This is a genomic window from Acidovorax radicis (assembly GCF_020510705.1).
GTDB classification, from domain to species: Bacteria; Pseudomonadota; Gammaproteobacteria; order Burkholderiales; family Burkholderiaceae_C; genus Acidovorax; species Acidovorax radicis_A.
Genome location: NZ_CP075184.1, coordinates 3,381,111 through 3,396,765, shown reverse-complemented (window position 1 = coordinate 3,396,765; position 15,655 = coordinate 3,381,111). Strand labels below are relative to the sequence as shown.

Annotated in this window: 16 protein-coding genes; 13 read left to right on the top strand and 3 right to left on the bottom strand. The window is 64.4% G+C overall.

Annotated features, from left to right (window positions below):
- Positions 1 to 13 precede the first annotated feature (13 nt).
- The 10 genes from KI609_RS15505 (at position 14) to KI609_RS15460 (ending at position 11,279) form a co-directional block, all read left to right on the top strand.
- Complete coding sequence (locus tag KI609_RS15505) at positions 14 to 973, top strand: Bug family tripartite tricarboxylate transporter substrate binding protein (protein ID WP_226444482.1); 960 nt, start codon at positions 14 to 16, stop codon at positions 971 to 973.
- Between the two features lie 119 nt (positions 974 to 1,092).
- Positions 1,093 to 1,656 (top strand): tripartite tricarboxylate transporter TctB family protein, encoded by a 564-nt coding sequence (locus tag KI609_RS15500; protein WP_226444481.1) that lies wholly within the window; start codon positions 1,093 to 1,095, stop codon positions 1,654 to 1,656.
- Positions 1,656 to 3,176 (top strand): tripartite tricarboxylate transporter permease, encoded by a 1,521-nt coding sequence (locus KI609_RS15495; RefSeq protein WP_226444480.1) that lies wholly within the window; start codon positions 1,656 to 1,658, stop codon positions 3,174 to 3,176. The genes KI609_RS15500 and KI609_RS15495 overlap by 1 nt, the downstream gene beginning before the upstream one ends.
- A 157-nt stretch (positions 3,177 to 3,333) precedes the next feature.
- Positions 3,334 to 4,851: a sigma-54 interaction domain-containing protein gene (locus KI609_RS15490; RefSeq protein ID WP_226444479.1), complete on the top strand. Its 1,518-nt coding sequence runs from the start codon at positions 3,334 to 3,336 to the stop codon at positions 4,849 to 4,851.
- Positions 4,852 to 5,002: 151 nt separating this feature from the next.
- Positions 5,003 to 6,205 (top strand): substrate-binding domain-containing protein, encoded by a 1,203-nt coding sequence (locus KI609_RS15485; protein WP_226444478.1) that lies wholly within the window; start codon positions 5,003 to 5,005, stop codon positions 6,203 to 6,205.
- A 202-nt stretch (positions 6,206 to 6,407) separates the two neighbouring features.
- The gene (locus KI609_RS15480) at positions 6,408 to 7,196 is read left to right on the top strand and encodes an ABC transporter ATP-binding protein (protein WP_226444477.1); all 789 of its coding nucleotides are present in this window, start codon (positions 6,408 to 6,410) and stop codon (positions 7,194 to 7,196) included.
- Positions 7,193 to 7,930 carry an ABC transporter ATP-binding protein gene (locus tag KI609_RS15475; RefSeq protein WP_226444476.1) on the top strand — a complete coding sequence of 246 codons (738 nt, stop codon included), beginning with the start codon at positions 7,193 to 7,195 and terminating at the stop codon, positions 7,928 to 7,930. The genes KI609_RS15480 and KI609_RS15475 overlap by 4 nt, the downstream gene beginning before the upstream one ends.
- A 241-nt stretch (positions 7,931 to 8,171) precedes the next feature.
- Positions 8,172 to 9,158, top strand: coding sequence for a branched-chain amino acid ABC transporter permease (locus KI609_RS15470; protein WP_226444475.1), 987 nt, complete (start codon positions 8,172 to 8,174; stop codon positions 9,156 to 9,158).
- A 16-nt stretch (positions 9,159 to 9,174) separates the two neighbouring features.
- Positions 9,175 to 10,245: a branched-chain amino acid ABC transporter permease gene (locus KI609_RS15465; RefSeq protein WP_226444474.1), complete on the top strand. Its 1,071-nt coding sequence runs from the start codon at positions 9,175 to 9,177 to the stop codon at positions 10,243 to 10,245.
- 170 nt (positions 10,246 to 10,415) lie between these two features.
- Complete coding sequence (locus tag KI609_RS15460; protein ID WP_226444473.1) at positions 10,416 to 11,279, top strand: alpha/beta fold hydrolase; 864 nt, start codon at positions 10,416 to 10,418, stop codon at positions 11,277 to 11,279.
- A gap of 136 nt (positions 11,280 to 11,415) precedes the next feature.
- Here KI609_RS15460 and KI609_RS15455 read toward each other — a convergent pair whose 3' ends face one another.
- The 3 genes from KI609_RS15455 to KI609_RS15445 form a co-directional block, all read right to left on the bottom strand.
- Positions 11,416 to 11,658 carry a glutaredoxin family protein gene (locus KI609_RS15455; protein ID WP_226444472.1) on the bottom strand — a complete coding sequence of 81 codons (243 nt, stop codon included), beginning with the start codon at positions 11,656 to 11,658 and terminating at the stop codon, positions 11,416 to 11,418.
- 138 nt (positions 11,659 to 11,796) lie between these two features.
- Positions 11,797 to 12,591, bottom strand: coding sequence for a type I methionyl aminopeptidase (gene map, locus KI609_RS15450; protein ID WP_226444471.1), 795 nt, complete (start codon positions 12,589 to 12,591; stop codon positions 11,797 to 11,799).
- Positions 12,591 to 12,845, bottom strand: a complete 255-nt coding sequence (locus KI609_RS15445) for a ParD-like family protein (protein WP_226444470.1) — start codon at positions 12,843 to 12,845, stop codon at positions 12,591 to 12,593. The genes map and KI609_RS15445 overlap by 1 nt, the downstream gene beginning before the upstream one ends.
- A gap of 329 nt (positions 12,846 to 13,174) precedes the next feature.
- Here KI609_RS15445 and KI609_RS15440 point away from each other — a divergent pair, with 329 nt between their 5' ends.
- Genes KI609_RS15440 through KI609_RS15430 form a run of 3 tightly spaced genes read left to right on the top strand, consistent with a single transcriptional unit; the run spans position 13,175 to position 15,540 of the window.
- Positions 13,175 to 14,077 (top strand): glutamate ABC transporter substrate-binding protein, encoded by a 903-nt coding sequence (locus KI609_RS15440; protein ID WP_226444469.1) that lies wholly within the window; start codon positions 13,175 to 13,177, stop codon positions 14,075 to 14,077.
- A 3-nt stretch (positions 14,078 to 14,080) separates the two neighbouring features.
- A complete protein-coding gene (locus tag KI609_RS15435) occupies positions 14,081 to 14,743 on the top strand; it encodes an ABC transporter permease subunit (RefSeq protein ID WP_226444468.1) in 663 nt (220 codons plus the stop codon).
- Positions 14,740 to 15,540, top strand: coding sequence for an amino acid ABC transporter permease (locus KI609_RS15430; RefSeq protein WP_226444467.1), 801 nt, complete (start codon positions 14,740 to 14,742; stop codon positions 15,538 to 15,540). Before KI609_RS15435 ends, KI609_RS15430 begins: the two co-directional genes overlap by 4 nt.
- The last annotated feature ends 115 nt before the right edge of the window (positions 15,541 to 15,655 follow it).

Genomic DNA, 15,655 nt, shown 5'->3' with positions numbered 1-15,655 from the left:
AAGGAGACAAACAATGCGTCGCGATACTTTCCTCAAGTCCCTGGCCGCTCTCGCGGCCGCGGGCACCTTGCCCCTGTCGGCCCAGGCCGCCAGCGCCGTCAAGATGATGATTCCCGCCAACCCCGGCGGCGGCTGGGACACCACCGGCCGCGCTCTGGGCAAGGCCCTGCTCGACTCGGGTGCTGCGTCTTCGGTCACTTATGACAACAAGGGCGGCGCGGCTGGTGCCATCGGCCTGGCACAGTTTGTCAACTCCAGCAAGGGCGATCCAAACGCCCTGATGGTGATGGGCGCCGTGATGCTGGGCGGCATCATCACCGGCAAGCCGCCGGTGAATCTGTCGCAGGTCACGCCGATCGCGCGCCTGACGAGCGAATACAACGTGTTCGTGCTGCCCGCCAACTCGCCGTTCAAGAGCATGGCCGAGGTCATCGCACAGCTCAAGAAGGACCCTGGCAGCGTCAAATGGGGCGGTGGCTCGCGCGGCTCCACCGAGCACATTGCGGCGGCGATGATCGCGCGCGAAGTGGGTGTGGACCCGGCCAAGATCAACTACGTGGCGTTCCGTGGGGGCGGCGAAGCCATCGCTGCCATCCTGGGCGGCAACGTGACGATTGGCGGCGGGGGCTACAGCGAGATGGCCGAATACATCGCCACCAAGAAGATGACGCCCATCGCCGTCACCTCGGGCCAACGTCTCAAGGGCTCGACCGTGCCCACGCTCAAGGAGCAGGGCGTCAACGTGGAGATTGGCAACTGGCGCGGCGTGTATGCCGCCCCCGGTATCTCGGCCGATCAGCGCAAGGCGCTGACCGACATGGTGGCCAAGGCCACCAAGAGCAAAGCCTGGGCCGAGGCACTGCAAAAGAACGACTGGACTGCGGCCTGGATGGCGGGTGACGAGTTCGCCAACTTCGTCGACAACGATTTTGCCAGCCTGCGCGCCACCATGGTCAAGGCGGGCATGGTGTAACAGCTCCTTGCTGGTACAGGGCCCCTTCGGGGGGCATTTTTTGTGCGTGTCCTGGTGGCACGCTGGTTGTTGCGCCCCGGGCACCGTTGCCCAGGGCGTTTGCCGAGAAAGAACTGAGCATGTCTGACTCCATTGCCTCTTCTCCCCCGCCGATCGGGGGCGATTCTGCCGCTGTCAGCGGCGTGCCGTCCGTACGCATGCAGATCGCGGTGGGCGTTGCCGTGCTGCTGGTGGCCGTGGCGCTGGCCGTGGGCGCCGTGGATATTCCATCAAACGCTGGCTATGGCGGTGTAGGCCCCAATTTCCTGCCCTGGCTGGTGGCCGGGGTGCTGGCCTTGTGCGGCGCGGTGCTGGTGTGGGAGGCGCTGTCCGGCGGCTTTCGCTTCATGGATGACCCCGGTGGTGCTGCGCGTGCAGATAAAGGGGCCTTCGCCTGGGTCTCGGCGGGCTTGCTGCTCAACGCGGCTTTGATCACCACGGTGGGTTTCATTGTGAGCTGCACGCTGTGCTACCTGCTGGCCGTGCAGGGCCTGCGCCGCGCAGCGGGGCAGCGTGCGGGCAGCGTGCGCACCTGGTGCATTGATCTGTTGACGGGGGCGCTGATATCCGCGCCGGTGTTCTGGGCGTTCACGCAGTTCCTGGCGATCAACCTGCCCGGACTCACGCAGACAGGGTGGCTGTAATGGAAATTTTTGATGCACTGATGGCGGGCTTTGCCACCGCCGCCACGCCCGCCAATCTGCTGTGGGCCTTGTTTGGCTGTGCGCTGGGCACGGCCGTGGGTGTGCTGCCCGGCATCGGCCCGGCGGTCGCCGTGGCCATGTTGCTGCCCATCACGGCCAAGGTCGAGGTAACGGCCTCGATGATCTTCTTCGCCGGCATCTACTACGGTGCCATGTACGGGGGCTCCACCACGTCCATCCTGCTCAACACGCCGGGCGAGACCGCCAGCATGGTGACGGCGATGGAGGGCAACAAGATGGCCAAGAGCGGGCGCGCTGGGGCGGCGCTGGCCACCTCGGCCATCGGCTCGTTCGTGGCGGGCACCGTTGCGACCGTGGTCGTGACCTTGTTCGCGCCTTACGTGGCGGACTTCGCCGTCAAGCTCGGGCCGCCCGAATACTTCATGCTCATGGTGCTGGCGTTCACCACCGTGAGCGCGGTGCTGGGCAAGAGCACCGTGCGGGGCATGACGGCGCTGTTCATCGGCTTGGCGGCGGGCTGCATCGGCATGGACCAGATTTCCGGTGCGGCGCGCTACACCGGCGGCAAACCCGAACTGCTCGACGGCATCGACATCGTGCTGGTGGCCGTGGGCCTGTTCGCCGTGGCCGAGGTGCTGCATGCCGCCATGTACGAAGGCCGCGTGCAGGAGACCAGCAACACCATGAGCCGCGTGCACATGACGCGGCGCGACTGGAAGCGCTCCGTTCCAGCGTGGCTGCGCGGCACCTTGATCGGCACGCCGTTCGGCTGCATACCGGCTGGCGGCACAGAGATCCCGACCTTCCTGAGCTATGCGATGGAAAAAAAGCTCGCCAAGGGTGAGAACAAGGCCGAGTTCGGCACCGTGGGCGCCATCGAAGGCGTGGCGGGCCCCGAGGCGGCCAACAATGCGACAGTGACGGCGGCCATGATCCCGCTGCTCACGCTGGGCATTCCCACCAGCAACACCACGGCGGTGCTGCTGGGCGCGTTCCAGAACTACGGCATCAACCCCGGCCCGCAGCTGTTCACCACGTCGGCCGCGCTGGTGTGGGCGCTGATTGCCTCGCTCTACATCGGCAACGTGATGTTGCTGGTGTTGAACCTGCCCATGGTGGGTATGTGGGTCAAATTGCTCAAGATTCCCAAGCCCCAGTTGTACGCGGGCATCCTGATCTTCGCCACGGTGGGCGCCTACGGCATGCGCCAGAGCGCGTTCGATTTGTTCCTGCTGTACGGCATTGGCATGCTGGGGGTGCTGATGCGGCGCTTTGACTTCCCCACGGCACCCGTGGTGGTCGGCATGATCCTGGGGCCGCTGGCCGAGGCGCAGATGCGCAATGCGGTGTCGATCGGCGAAGGCAGCTGGCTCATTTTCCTGCAGCGCCCGATGTCGCTCGCGCTGATCATCATTGTGCTGGCGGTGCTGGTGCTGCCGCGTCTGTTCAAGCACCTGGCGCAGCGCAAGCTGGCGCGCTTGCAGCAGCTCGATGCCTGAGCCAGCCGCCTGGCTGGGCGGGCACTTCGCTCCACATTGCGCATGCAATCGGGCGAATGCGCTTGATGGATAATCGTGGGAAGCTATTGAATCAATAGCATTTATGCGCACAGCGCGGCGTGCGGCCTGGCGGTCCGCGCCGCGCTACCATCGACGGATGTCCCTGCCTGTTGATGACGCCCCCGCGCTGCCCCTGGATGCCCAAGGCATTCTTGAATTGGCGGCGCGCTCCATGTTTCAGCTGTTTTCCAGCGTCAGCCAGGGCATGTTTCTGGTGGACCGCAGCGGGCGCATCGTGTGGGTGAATGAAGGCTACCAGCGGTTTTTGCCCGACCTAGGCTTTTCTTCGGTCGACCAGTTTGTGGGGCGGATGGTAGAAGAGGTCATTCCCAACACCGGCATGCGCCGCGTGCTGGAGACGGGCAACCCCGTGCTGATCGACCTGCTCACCAACCAGGCGGGCACGTTTGTGGTCAGCCGCATCCCCTTGCGCGACGATGCCGAGCGGGTGATTGGTGCCATCGGCATCGTGCTGTTTGACCACCCCGAGACCACACTGCAGCCGCTGATCAGCAAGTTTGCACTGCTGCAGCGCGACCTGGACGACGCGCGGCGCGAGCTGGCCAGCCAGCGCAACCGCTCGCTGGTCATCGCCAGCAGTGGCGAGCGCCGCGCTAAATACACGTTTGCGAGCTTCATCGGGTCGAGCACGGCGGCGGCCGAAGTCAAACGCCAGGCGCGGCGCGCGGCGCAGTCGAGCAGCCCCGTGCTGCTGCTGGGCGAAACGGGCACCGGCAAAGAGCTGCTGGCACACGCCATTCATGCCGCATCCAGCCGCGCCAGCGGCCCGTTTGTGAGCGTCAACATCGCCGCCGTGCCCGACACGCTGCTGGAGGCCGAGTTTTTTGGCGTGGCGCCTGGCGCCTACACCGGCGCATCGGCCAAGGGGCGTGACGGCAAGTTCAAGCTGGCCGACGGCGGCACGCTGTTTCTCGACGAAATCGGTGACATGCCGCAGAGCCTGCAGGCCAAGCTGCTGCGCGCATTGCAAGAAGGCGAGATCGAGCCGCTGGGCAGCAACAAGCTGGTGCCTTTCAACGTGCGTATCCTGGCGGCCACCTCACGTGATCTGGCCGCGCTGGTGCGTGAGGGGCGCTTTCGCGAAGACCTGTTTTACCGGTTGCACGTGTTGCCCTTGCGTGTGCCCCCGCTGCGTGCGCGCCGCAGCGACATCCCCGCGCTGGTGGAGGCGCTGGGCGAAGACCTGGCGCTGCGCAATGGCACGCTGCCGCCCGAGCTGCTGCCCGATGCGCTGGCGCTGTTGGCTGGGCAGCCCTGGCGGGGCAATATCCGCGAACTGCGCAACGTGCTGGAGCAGGCCGTGATGCGCAGCGATTCGCAGTCGATCGATGCGGCGCAGCTTGAACGCATCTTGCGCGAGGCCGGTGTGGAGCCCGCTGCGCCCGCGCCCGTGCAAGACGCGCTGGCCAGCGCCCAGGTGGACGACGCGGACGAAAGCCGCTACCTGCGCCCGCTCGCAGAGCAGGTGGCCGAACTGGAGCGCAAGGCCATCGCCGCTGCGCTCAAGGTGCATGGCGGCAACAAGCTGGCCACCGCAAGGCAGCTGCGCATCTCGCGTGCCACGCTGTATGGACGTCTGGAAAACCCTGAGTAAACATTGAACATCTGTATGAAAATCAGCCATTTTGATTGACTGATTTTCAGGCGATTGCTGTGTGGGAGATAATAAATTTCTATACAGATCAATCACTTGTGTGCTGGCACAAACTGTGCAATGTTCAGGCATCACAACAGGAGACATCGCCATGCACCGTCGCACTCTGGTCGCACTCGCCACCGCTGCCGTTACCGCAGTGACTGCCGCCACACTGTCCGCCAACGCCTTTGCCGATGCGGGCGAAATCCGCATCGCCCACGTCTACAGCAAGACCGGCCCGCTGGAGGCCTATGGCAAGCAAACGCAGACCGGGCTGCTGATGGGCCTGAGCTACGCCACCGGCGGCACCATGGCCGTCAATGGCAAGAAGCTGGTGGTGATCGAGAAAGACGACCAGGGCAAGCCCGACCTGGGCAAGAGCCTGCTGGCCTCTGCCTACTCTGATGACAAGGCCGACATCGCCGTGGGCCCCACCTCGTCGGGTGTGGCGTTGGCCCTGCTGCCCGTGGCAGAGGAATACAAGAAGATCCTGTTGGTCGAGCCTGCCGTGGCCGATGCCATCACGGGCGACAAGTGGAACAAGTACATCTTTCGCACCGGCCGCAACAGCAGCCAGGACGCGATCAGCAACGCCGTGGCCATCGACAAGGCCGGCGTCACGGTGGCCACGCTGGCGCAGGACTACGCCTTTGGCCGCGATGGCGTGAAGGCCTTCAAGGATGCGCTCAAGAACGCCAAGCTCGTGCACGAGGAATACCTGCCCACCACCACCACCGACTTCACCGCCGGGGCCCAGCGCCTGATCGACAAGCTCAAGGATGTGCCCGGCCGCAAGGTCATCTTCATCATCTGGGCGGGCGCGGGCAACCCGTTCAAGATCGCCGACATGGACTTGAAGCGCTATGGCATCGAGATCGCCACGGGCGGCAACATCTTGCCCGCGATGGCGAGCTACAAGAACTTCCCCGGCATGGAAGGCGCCACGTATTACTACTTCGGCATCCCCAAAAATCCGGTGAACGAAGCCATGGTCGCCGCGCACTACAAGGAGTTCAAGGCGCCGCCAGACTTCTTCACGGCGGGCGGCTTCAGCGCTGCGATGGCGCTTGTCACGGCCCTCAAGGCCACGGGCGGCGAGACCAACACCAACAAGCTCATCAAGACCATGGAGGGCATGAGCTTTGACACGCCCAAGGGCAAGATGACCTTCCGCAAGGAAGACCACCAGGCCCTGCAGAGCATGTACCACTTCAAGATCAAGGTGGACCCGGCCTTTGCCTGGGGCGTGCCCGAGCTGGTGCGCGAGATCAAGCCCGAAGAGATGAACGTGCCGATCCGCAACAAGCGTTGATGGTGGCGGTGGCGGCCAACGCCGCTCCGCACAAAAAAACGCCCCGCACCCCATGCCCCGCACACCACGCGGGCATGCGGGCATGGGGTGGTAGCTCATATTTTGATAGCTTATGGCGCTTGATAGATAAGCGCTAGAGGCCTTTTTGACTCTTTTTGACTCTTTATTTGTCTGCGCCATCGCAGCCACCAGCTGTTTGCCCATGCTCGCAACCCACAACCTGACCATCCGCTTTGGCGGCCACGTGGCGGTCAACGGCGTGACCTGCTCCTTCGAGCCGGGCACGCTGACCGCCATCGTGGGCCCCAATGGCGCGGGCAAGACCACGTACTTCAACCTGATCTCGGGGCAACTCAAGGCCACCAGCGGCACCGTCACGTTGGGGGGCAAAGACCTCACCAGCCAGCCCGTGTCAGCGCGCACGCACGCGGGCCTGGGCCGGGCGTTCCAGCTCACCAACCTGTTCCCCAACCTCAGCGTGCTGGAGAACGTGCGCCTGGCCGTGCAGGCCACGCGCGATGGCAAACACCGCAGGGGCTTGAATCTGTGGAGCATCTGGAGCGACCACCGCGCGCTGACCGAGCGGGCTGAATCCATCCTGCAAACGGTGGCCATGTATGAGCGGCGCGACACGCCAGTGGCCAGCCTGCCGCATGGCGACCAGCGCAAGCTGGAGGTGGCGTTGCTGATGGCGCTGGAGCCGCAGGTCTACATGTTCGACGAGCCCACCGCCGGCATGAGCCACGACGAGGCGCCCGTGATCCTGAACCTGATCCGCGAGCTGAAGAAAGACAAGACCAAGATCATCCTGCTGGTGGAGCACAAGATGGACGTGGTGCGCGAGCTGGCCGACCGCATCATCGTGCTGACCAACGGCACGCTGGTGGCCGATGGCCCGCCAGCCGAGGTGATTGCATCGCCCGTGGTGCAGGAAGCTTACCTGGGCGTCAGCAAGGACGCTGACAAGGACGCAGGCAAGGAGGCCGCATGAGCACGACGCCAACGACCAACCTGCTCGAACTCAAGGGCGTGCACACGCACATCGGCGCGTACCACATCCTGCACGGCGTGGATCTGGCGGTGCCCAAGGGCCAGCTCACCATGCTGCTGGGCCGCAACGGTGCGGGCAAGACGACCACGCTGCGCACCATCATGGGCCTGTGGCATGCGTCGCAGGGCTCCATCCACTTTGGTGGCAAAGACATCACGGCGATGAACACCCCGCAGATCGCGGGCCTGAACATCGCCTATGTGCCCGAGAACATGGGCATCTTTGCCGACCTCACGGTGAAAGAAAACATGCTGCTGGCCGCGCGCCGGGCCCGCAACGCGGCGCAGATGGACACCGCCCGGCTCGAATGGATCTTTCGGCTGTTCCCGGCGGTAGAGAAGTTCTGGAACCACCCGGCCGGCAAGCTCAGCGGCGGGCAAAAGCAGATGGTGGCCGTGGCGCGCGCCATCGTCGAGCCCCGCGACCTGCTCATCGTGGATGAGCCCAGTAAGGGCCTGGCGCCCGCCATCATCAACAACATGATCGAGGCGTTCGGCCAGCTTAAAAAGAGCGGCGTGACGATTTTGCTGGTGGAGCAGAACATCAGCTTTGCCAAGCGGCTGGGCGACACCGTGGCCGTGATGGACAACGGCCAGGTGGTGCACGCGGGCAGCATGGCCGCGCTGGCCGAGGACGAGGCGCTGCAGCGTTCGCTGCTGGGGTTGGCGTTATGAGTGTTGCCATGCATTTCAAGCCTTTTTGGGCTCTTCTAGCGAATAGTAGTGATGGAACTCGCCGCACGTCTGAAGACGGCGATTTCGACGTACGACATTTATCGAGTGCATCACTAGCATTCGCTAGAAGAGCCCCTTTTTGGCCTCTGGCGCTTTATTCATCTGCGCAAGCAGCTATCAAATCAATAGTAAATGCAGGGGCCGGCGCGCGCCGAGCGCGCTGCCCACAAGGAGCGCTGGCATGAGCATGGCCCGTGATTTCGACTGGAAGCCGCTGGCCCTGGTGCCTGCGCTCGCGCTGCTGGTGCTGCCCTTCATCGGCTCGCCCAGCACCTGGCTCACGCTCACGGTGGCGGGGCTGGCCATGGGCATGATCATCTTCATCATCGCCTCGGGCCTCACGCTGGTGTTTGGCCTGATGGACGTGCTCAATTTTGGTCACGGCGTGTTCATTGCGCTGGGCGCCTTCGTGGCCACCAGCGTGTTGGGCGCCATGGGCGACTGGGCGGGCTCTGACCAGCTGTGGCGCAACATGGTGGCTGTCCTGCCGGCCATGCTGGTGGCCATGGCCGTGGCGGGCGCCGTGGGCCTGGCGTTCGAGCGCTTCATCGTGCGGCCCGTGTATGGCCAGCACCTCAAGCAGATCCTCATCACCATGGGCGGGATGATCATTGGTGAAGAACTCATCAAGGTGATCTGGGGCCCCGCGCAAATCCCGCTGCCGCTGCCCGGCGGCATGCGCGGCGCACTGCTCATTGGCGATGCCGCCATCGAAAAATACCGCCTGGTGGCGGTGGCCGTGGGCCTGCTGGTGTTTGCCGTACTGGCCTGGACGCTGTCGCGCACCAAGGTCGGTTTGCTGATCCGTGCGGGCGTGCAAGACCGCGAGATGGTCGAGAGCCTGGGCTACCGCATCCGCCGCCTGTTTGTGGGCGTGTTTGTGGTGGGCTCGGCCCTGGCGGGCCTGGGCGGCGTGATGTGGGGGCTGTACCAGCAAAGCGTTGTTCCGCAGATGGGCGCGCAGGTCAACGTGCTGATCTTCATCGTGATCATCATCGGCGGCCTGGGCAGCACGGGCGGGGCGCTGATCGGCGCGCTGCTGGTGGGGCTGATGGCCAACTACACCGGCTTTCTGGTGCCCAAGGTGGCGCTGTTCTCCAATATCGCGTTGATGGTGGCCATTCTCTTGTGGCGTCCGCAAGGCGTTTATCCCGTGGCCAACCGCTGATGAGGAGCCGACTGACATGCTGAACCGACTTCTCTCCGGCGACTATCCGCGCAGCAAGGTGCTGGCGGTGATCCTGGTGGCCATCTTCCTCGGCCTGGCGTCCGCGCCGTTTCTGTTCCCGGGCGTCAAGGCGCTGTCCGTGGCGGCCAAGGTGCTGATCTTTGTGGTGCTGGTCGCCAGCTTTGACCTGCTGCTGGGCTACACCGGCATCGTGAGCTTTGCGCACACCATGTTCTTTGGCATCGGCGCCTACGGCATTGCCGTGGCCACCACACGCGTGGGGCCCACATGGTCCGCATTGGCCGTGGGGTTGGGTGGGGCGCTGGTGCTGTCGCTGCTGCTGTCGCTGGCCGTGGGCCTGTTCTCGCTGCGCGTGCGCGCCATCTTCTTTGCCATGATCACGCTGGCCGTGGCGGCGGCGTTTCAGACGCTGGCTTCGCAGCTGTCGGACATCACCGGCGGCGAGGACGGCCTGACCTTCAAGGTGCCCGAGATCCTGTCGCCCAGCTTCGAGCCGTTTGACGATCCCTTCCTGGGGGTGACCCTGGATGGGCGCCTGCTCTGCTACTACCTGCTGTTCGTCACCGCCGTGGTGCTGGTGCTGGCGCTGCTGCGCATCGTCAACTCGCCGTTTGGCCGTGTGCTGCAGGCGATCCGCGAGAACGAGTTCCGCGCCGAGGCCATTGGCTACCGCGTGGTGGTGTACCGGACCACGTCCAGCGTGCTGTCGGCGCTGTTTGCCACCATGGCAGGCGCGATGCTGGCGCTCTGGCTGCGCTACAACGGGCCCGATACCTCGCTCAGCTTCGAAATCATGATGGACTGCCTGCTCATCGTAGTGATCGGCGGCATGGGCACCATCTACGGCGCGGTGATTGGCGCCGTGCTCTTCCTGGTGGCACAAAGCTATCTGCAGGATCTGCTGCGCCTCGGCAGCGAGGCCACGTCGGGGCTGCCCTGGTTGTCTGCCTTGCTGTCGCCCGACCGCTGGCTGCTGTGGCTGGGCGTGTTGTTTGTGTTGTCGGTGTATTACTTTCCCACCGGTGTGGTGGGGCGGCTGCGTGCGGCAGTGCGCCGGGCGGCATGAAGGTGATGTCGCTTTGGGTGCCCGCTGCTCGCCTGGGGGCGCGCCGCTTGCGTCGCCCATGCCGCCCATGCCGAGCTGGTTGTCTTGTTCTTTGATGGCTCTTCGGCTTTGTCCATCGCCTTCACTGCGTTTTGTCTCTCCCCTCTTTGCTCGCCTCAAGGTTGTCCACCATGTCCCCTACGTCGCGCTACATCCCCTGTGCCGGTTATGAAATCCACACCACGGAGTGGGGCGCCCCTGATGCGCCGGTGGTGATTGCCTGGCACGGCCTGGCGCGCACCGGGCGCGACATGGATGCGCTGGCCGCGCACCTCGCACCGCGCTACCGCGTGATCTGCCCCGACACCATCGGCCGGGGGCTGAGCCAATGGGCCCGCGCGCCGCAGCAAGAGTATTGCCTGTCGTTTTACGCACGCATCGCGGCCGATCTGCTCGATCAGTTGGGTGTGGAAACGGCGCACTGGATTGGCACCTCGATGGGCGGTGCCATTGGCACCGTGTGTGCATCGGGCCTGTTCGAGCCACGGCTCAAGGGCCGCATCGCGAGCCTGCTGCTCAATGACAATGCGCCCCAGCTCGCCGACGCTGCGCTGGAGCGCATCAAGGCCTATGCGGGCCAGCCGCCTGCGTTTGACACGGTGATGGAGCTGGAGGCGTTTTTCAGGCAGGTGTACCAGCCCTACGGCTGGCTCAGCGATGCGCAGTGGCGCCAGCTCACCGAAACCAGCACCCGCCGCCTGCCCGATGGGCGCGTTACGCCGCACTACGACCCGGCCATGGTGCAGCAGTTCACCCGCCACACCAACGACTACCTGATCTGGGACCACTACGACGCGCTCGATATTCCGGTGTTGTGCCTGCGCGGCGCGGCCTCAGATTTGGTGCTGCGCGAAACCACCCAGGCCATGCTCACACGCGGCCCCGGCGCGCGGGGCTTGGTGCAGGTGATCGAAGTGCCAGGTTGCGGCCACGCACCCGCGCTGAATGTGCCCGAGCACCACGCGTTGGTCGATACATTTCTGGCGCGCGCCTGACGCGCTATGGCGGGCGCCTGGGGTGAGGGGAGGGCGGCGCCTGGCGGCCTGTTCTGCGCAACGGCCCCGGTGCCGCCAGCGCCTGCAGACACGCGCCTGCGCCTTGAAGCGCTGACGCGCTCAAAAGTTCAAACGCTTAAAGGCTTAGTTGGGCCAATGCGGCCTGCAACCCCGCGAGCCCACCCACGCGCTGGTTGTTGATGAAAATTTGGGGCATCTGCCGCACGGACGGCCCGCACTTGGCATAAAACGCCAGTCGCTCAGCTTCCTCGTCGATCTTGATCTCTTCGTAAGGCAGCGAGCGCGACTTGAGCAGCATCTTGGCCGACTCACATTGGGGGCAGGCGGATTTGGAATAAACGGTGATCTGAAGCGTCATGGGCGCGATTTTAAGTGGTGCCACCCCGTGGATGTGCCGTAGGGCATTTGCAGGGGGCCCCTTCACCCCCGGCGTTCGCGGGCGCAGCGGGCGCAGCAGGTGTCGTGGGGCCGCGTTGCGCCTTTGCCGATGCCCGTGTCAGATCGGTGCGTAGCCGCCCGTGCCGCCCGGCCAGGCCGTCAGCACTTCGTAACCCGTGGGCGTCACGGCCACCATGTGCTCCCACTGGGCCGACAGCGACCGGTCTTTGGTCACCACCGTCCAGCCGTCGGCAAGCTCTTTGGTGTCGCGCTTGCCGGCGTTGAGCATCGGCTCGATGGTGAAGATCATCCCGGCCTCCAGCGTCAGGCCTTCGCCGCGCCGCCCGTAGTGCAGCACCTGCGGATCATCGTGATAGATCTGCCCGATGCCGTGCCCGCAGTATTCGCGCACCACGGTGAAATGCTCGCGCTGCGCCACCGCAGCAATCGCGTGCCCCACGTCGCCCAGCTTTGCGCCCGGCTTGACCTGTTGAATGCCCGCGCGCAGGGCTTCATACGTTGTCTTGACCAGGCGCCGCGCCAGCACGCTGGGCGCACCCACAAAAAACATGCGGCTGGTGTCGCCAAACCAGCCGTCCTTTTTGACGGCCACATCGATGTTAACGATGTCGCCCTTTTTCAGAATCTGCTGTGCCGACGGGATGCCGTGGCACACCACGTGGTTCACCGAGGTCAGCACCGTCTTGGGGTAGTCCATATAGCCCAGGTTGGCTGGGATGGCCCCCTGCACCTTCACGATGTGGTCGTGGCAGAGTTGGTCGAGCGCCTCGGTGCTCACCCCCGGCACCACATGGGGCTCGATCATGCTGAGCACCTCAGCGGCCAACTGGGCCGCATGCCGGGCCATCACCAGCTCGTCGGCCGACCGAATGGGAACGTCGCCGCGCGCCATCAGTGTTTGCCCACCACGCGTGCTGCTGTTTTGTCCAGCTGGCCCGACGCCGCCAGCGCCACGTCCAGCCCGCCTGCCAGCTCGGCCCGGACCAACATCTGGCTGATCTCGCGGTGGTCCAGATCGGGGTACATCTCGGTCAACATGCCGACCCGCATCCAGTGCTCGGCCTGCGCGTTGATCGAGCGGCTCAGCGCGGTGCCTGCCACACGCAGGTTTTCGTGCATCAGGTCTGAAATTTTGACAATGCCCATGGGCCACCTCTATATGAAACGTATGCGTATTGTATATGTTTCGTGTGGTTAGGCTGGGGCGTGACACGCCCGTTGTCGAGGCGCTTGCTATTGTTTTTGTATGGTTGATCGGCTCAGGAAAAGCGCCAGCGGCCAATTTTCGGTACATTCCACGCTCGCTCGCAGCGGCGGGCGTTGGCGGTTGTCGCCGCCAGGGGCCTGTAGTGACGGGGCGGCGATGAGCCACAAGAATGGCTCCACCGCCTACAGAGCGGTACATGGGCCAGCAGCTCGTGCATCCTCCAACTGCTATATATTGGTTTTCGTCACACACCCCCCAAGAGAACTGCATGTCGATCCAACACATTCTGAAATCCACCGTAGTGGCCCTGGCGGTCGTGACCGGTGGGTCGGTTTTTGCACAGGGCACGCCCATCAACGCTGCGGCGTTTGATGCGCTGGTTGCACAGGGCCCCGTTGCTGACGCTGCGACCATTGCGTCGAGCACCTGGGCCAGCAAGATCAAGCAGGCCGGCACGCTGCGCTTTGGCGGCACACAAACCTCAAATCTTTTCTCGCTGCTCAACGAGAAAGACGGCAAGATCCGCGGCTTCGACGCAGGTTTGGCGCAGCTCATCACGCGCTACATCCTGGGCGACGCGGGCAAATTCAAGTTCACCCAGGTGACCTCGTCCACGCGCGAGCCCGTGCTCATCAACGACCAGGTGGACATGGTGTTTGCCACCTACTCCATCACCCCCGCCCGCGCCGAGAAGATCTCGTTCGCCGGCCCCTACTACACCTCGCAGGCCGGTGTGCTGGTCAAGGCAGGCAACAAAACCATCCAGTCGTACAACGATCTGGCCGGCAAGAAGGTAGCCACCCAGGCGGGCTCCACCGGGCCCGCGATCCTGGCGCAATACGTGCCCAAGGCCACCGTGCAAGAGTTCCAGACGCACCAGGAGGCGCTGGACGGACTGCGCCAGGGTCGCGTGGACGCCTACGTCACCGACCACACGCTGCTGCTCAACACCCTGAGCCTTGGCACCGGCGACGCGCAGCTGGCAGGCGCGCCCTTTGGTGCGCAAGACCCCTACGGCGTGGGGCTGCCCAAGGGCTCGGACGGCGTGGCCTTCGTCAATGCCTTCCTGAAGAAAATCGAAGCCGACGGCACCTGGGCCAAGCTGTGGACGATTTCGATCGGCCAGCGCACCGGCAGCACCGCTGTCCCCACGCCGCCTGCCATCCCGTAACCAATGGGCGGCGTCTCCAGCCTTCTGGCCGACTACGGGCCTGCCTTCGGGCAGGCCCTTTTGTTGACCTGGAAGCTCACACTGCTGTCGTTTGTGCCCGGCTTCTTGCTGGGCATCGTCGTCACGGTGCTTCGGCTGTTGCCGCTGCCGCCACTGCGCTTTGTGCTGACGGCCTACGTCGAGATCTTTCGCAACATTCCCAGCGTGGCGCTGCTGATCTTCATCGTGTTTGCGCTGCCCGATCTCAACGTGCTGATCGACTATGAGCCCAGCGTGATCCTCACGTTGACGCTGGTGTGCTCTGCATTCACGGCCGACTACCTGCGCTCAGGCATCAACACCGTCGGCGGCGGGCAGGTGGAGGCCGCGCTGGCCCTGGGCATGCGGCCGCTGCGCATCATCTCTGCGGTGGTCATGCCGCAGGCGCTGCGCGCGGTGGTGCAGCCCATGACCTCGCTGCTCATTGCGGTGATGTTGTCCACCTCACTGGCGTCGCAAGTGCCTTTGCCGGGCAGGGACCTCACCGCGCTCGTGTCCAAAATCGCTACCGACTCTGCCGCCGGCATTGCCGCGTTCGCAGTGGCCGCCGCGCTGTACGTGGCGACAGGCTTGCTCATCGCCTGGGCGGGCGCCACCTTGGACAAGAAGGTGCGGATATTGCGATGAGCCGCCCCCTCGAAGACATTCTGTTTGGTGACCCCAGCCCCCGTGCCCAAGCCGTCAACCGTGCGTTGAGTGTGTTCGCCGCTGCCTTGCTGATCCTGCTGGCAGCGGGCATCGTGTTCCGGTTTCATGCGGCGGGGCAACTCGACGCCCGGTTCTGGAGGTTTTTTGCCTTGCCCACTACCTGGGCCTTTCTGGGCAAAGGTCTGCTGGGCACGCTTCAATCAGCGGCAATGGCAGCCGTCATTGCGCTGGGCCTTGGCCTGGTGCTGTTGCAGGGGCGCCTGGCGCGGCTGCGGATCGTGCGCTGGCCCAGCATCGCCGTCATCGAGTTTCTGCGTGGCACGCCCACGCTGTTGCTCATCTATGTGTGTTTTCTGGTGCTTCCGCCGGTCGGCATCAAACTCAGCACCTACTGGATGTTGACATTGCCCGTCGGCCTGAGCACGGCCGCCGTGGTGGCCGAGGTCTACCGCGCGGGCGTGCTCGCCGTTCCACGGGGCCAAACCGACGCCGCGCGAAGCCTGGGCATGACCGACATCCAGGTCTTCTTCGCCATCGTCTTCCCACAGGCCCTGCGCTACATCGTCCCGGCGCTGGTCGCGCAACTGGTCATCGTGGTCAAAGACACCACCTTCGGCTACATCGTCACCTACGGTGAACTCATGCAGAACGCCAAGGTGCTGATCGCCAACTACCACGCACTGGTGCCCGTGTACCTTGTCGTGGCGCTGCTTTATTGCCTGGTGAACTACGTCATATCACGGGCGAGCAAACGACTGGGCAGGCCGGTGTATTGAGCATTTGCAAGCTGACCTTGTCGCTGTTTTGCGGAGTGCTCACGCACTCCAATTTTCTGGGGCAAAGTCAGTCATCTCTGGCGGCGTGTGGCGGGGAGCTACCGCCGGCAGTGCT

What these genes read in the sequence shown, in the direction of transcription:
- KI609_RS15495 (WP_226444480.1), top strand. Translation starts at nt 1,656, where the DNA reads ATGGAAATTTTTGATGCACTGATGGCGGGCTTTGCCACCGCCGCCACG.
- KI609_RS15500 (WP_226444481.1), top strand. Translation starts at nt 1,093, where the DNA reads ATGTCTGACTCCATTGCCTCTTCTCCCCCGCCGATCGGGGGCGATTCT.
- KI609_RS15440 (WP_226444469.1), top strand. Translation starts at nt 13,175, where the DNA reads ATGTCGATCCAACACATTCTGAAATCCACCGTAGTGGCCCTGGCGGTC.
- KI609_RS15470 (WP_226444475.1), top strand. Translation starts at nt 8,172, where the DNA reads ATGAGCATGGCCCGTGATTTCGACTGGAAGCCGCTGGCCCTGGTGCCT.
- KI609_RS15460 (WP_226444473.1), top strand. Translation starts at nt 10,416, where the DNA reads ATGTCCCCTACGTCGCGCTACATCCCCTGTGCCGGTTATGAAATCCAC.
- KI609_RS15475 (WP_226444476.1), top strand. Translation starts at nt 7,193, where the DNA reads ATGAGCACGACGCCAACGACCAACCTGCTCGAACTCAAGGGCGTGCAC.
- KI609_RS15505 (WP_226444482.1), top strand. Translation starts at nt 14, where the DNA reads ATGCGTCGCGATACTTTCCTCAAGTCCCTGGCCGCTCTCGCGGCCGCG.
- KI609_RS15480 (WP_226444477.1), top strand. Translation starts at nt 6,408, where the DNA reads ATGCTCGCAACCCACAACCTGACCATCCGCTTTGGCGGCCACGTGGCG.
- map (WP_226444471.1), bottom strand. Translation starts at nt 12,591, where the DNA reads ATGGCGCGCGGCGACGTTCCCATTCGGTCGGCCGACGAGCTGGTGATG.
- KI609_RS15485 (WP_226444478.1), top strand. Translation starts at nt 5,003, where the DNA reads ATGCACCGTCGCACTCTGGTCGCACTCGCCACCGCTGCCGTTACCGCA.
- KI609_RS15455 (WP_226444472.1), bottom strand. Translation starts at nt 11,658, where the DNA reads ATGACGCTTCAGATCACCGTTTATTCCAAATCCGCCTGCCCCCAATGT.
- KI609_RS15435 (WP_226444468.1), top strand. Translation starts at nt 14,081, where the DNA reads ATGGGCGGCGTCTCCAGCCTTCTGGCCGACTACGGGCCTGCCTTCGGG.
- KI609_RS15430 (WP_226444467.1), top strand. Translation starts at nt 14,740, where the DNA reads ATGAGCCGCCCCCTCGAAGACATTCTGTTTGGTGACCCCAGCCCCCGT.
- KI609_RS15445 (WP_226444470.1), bottom strand. Translation starts at nt 12,845, where the DNA reads ATGGGCATTGTCAAAATTTCAGACCTGATGCACGAAAACCTGCGTGTG.
- KI609_RS15490 (WP_226444479.1), top strand. Translation starts at nt 3,334, where the DNA reads ATGTCCCTGCCTGTTGATGACGCCCCCGCGCTGCCCCTGGATGCCCAA.
- KI609_RS15465 (WP_226444474.1), top strand. Translation starts at nt 9,175, where the DNA reads ATGCTGAACCGACTTCTCTCCGGCGACTATCCGCGCAGCAAGGTGCTG.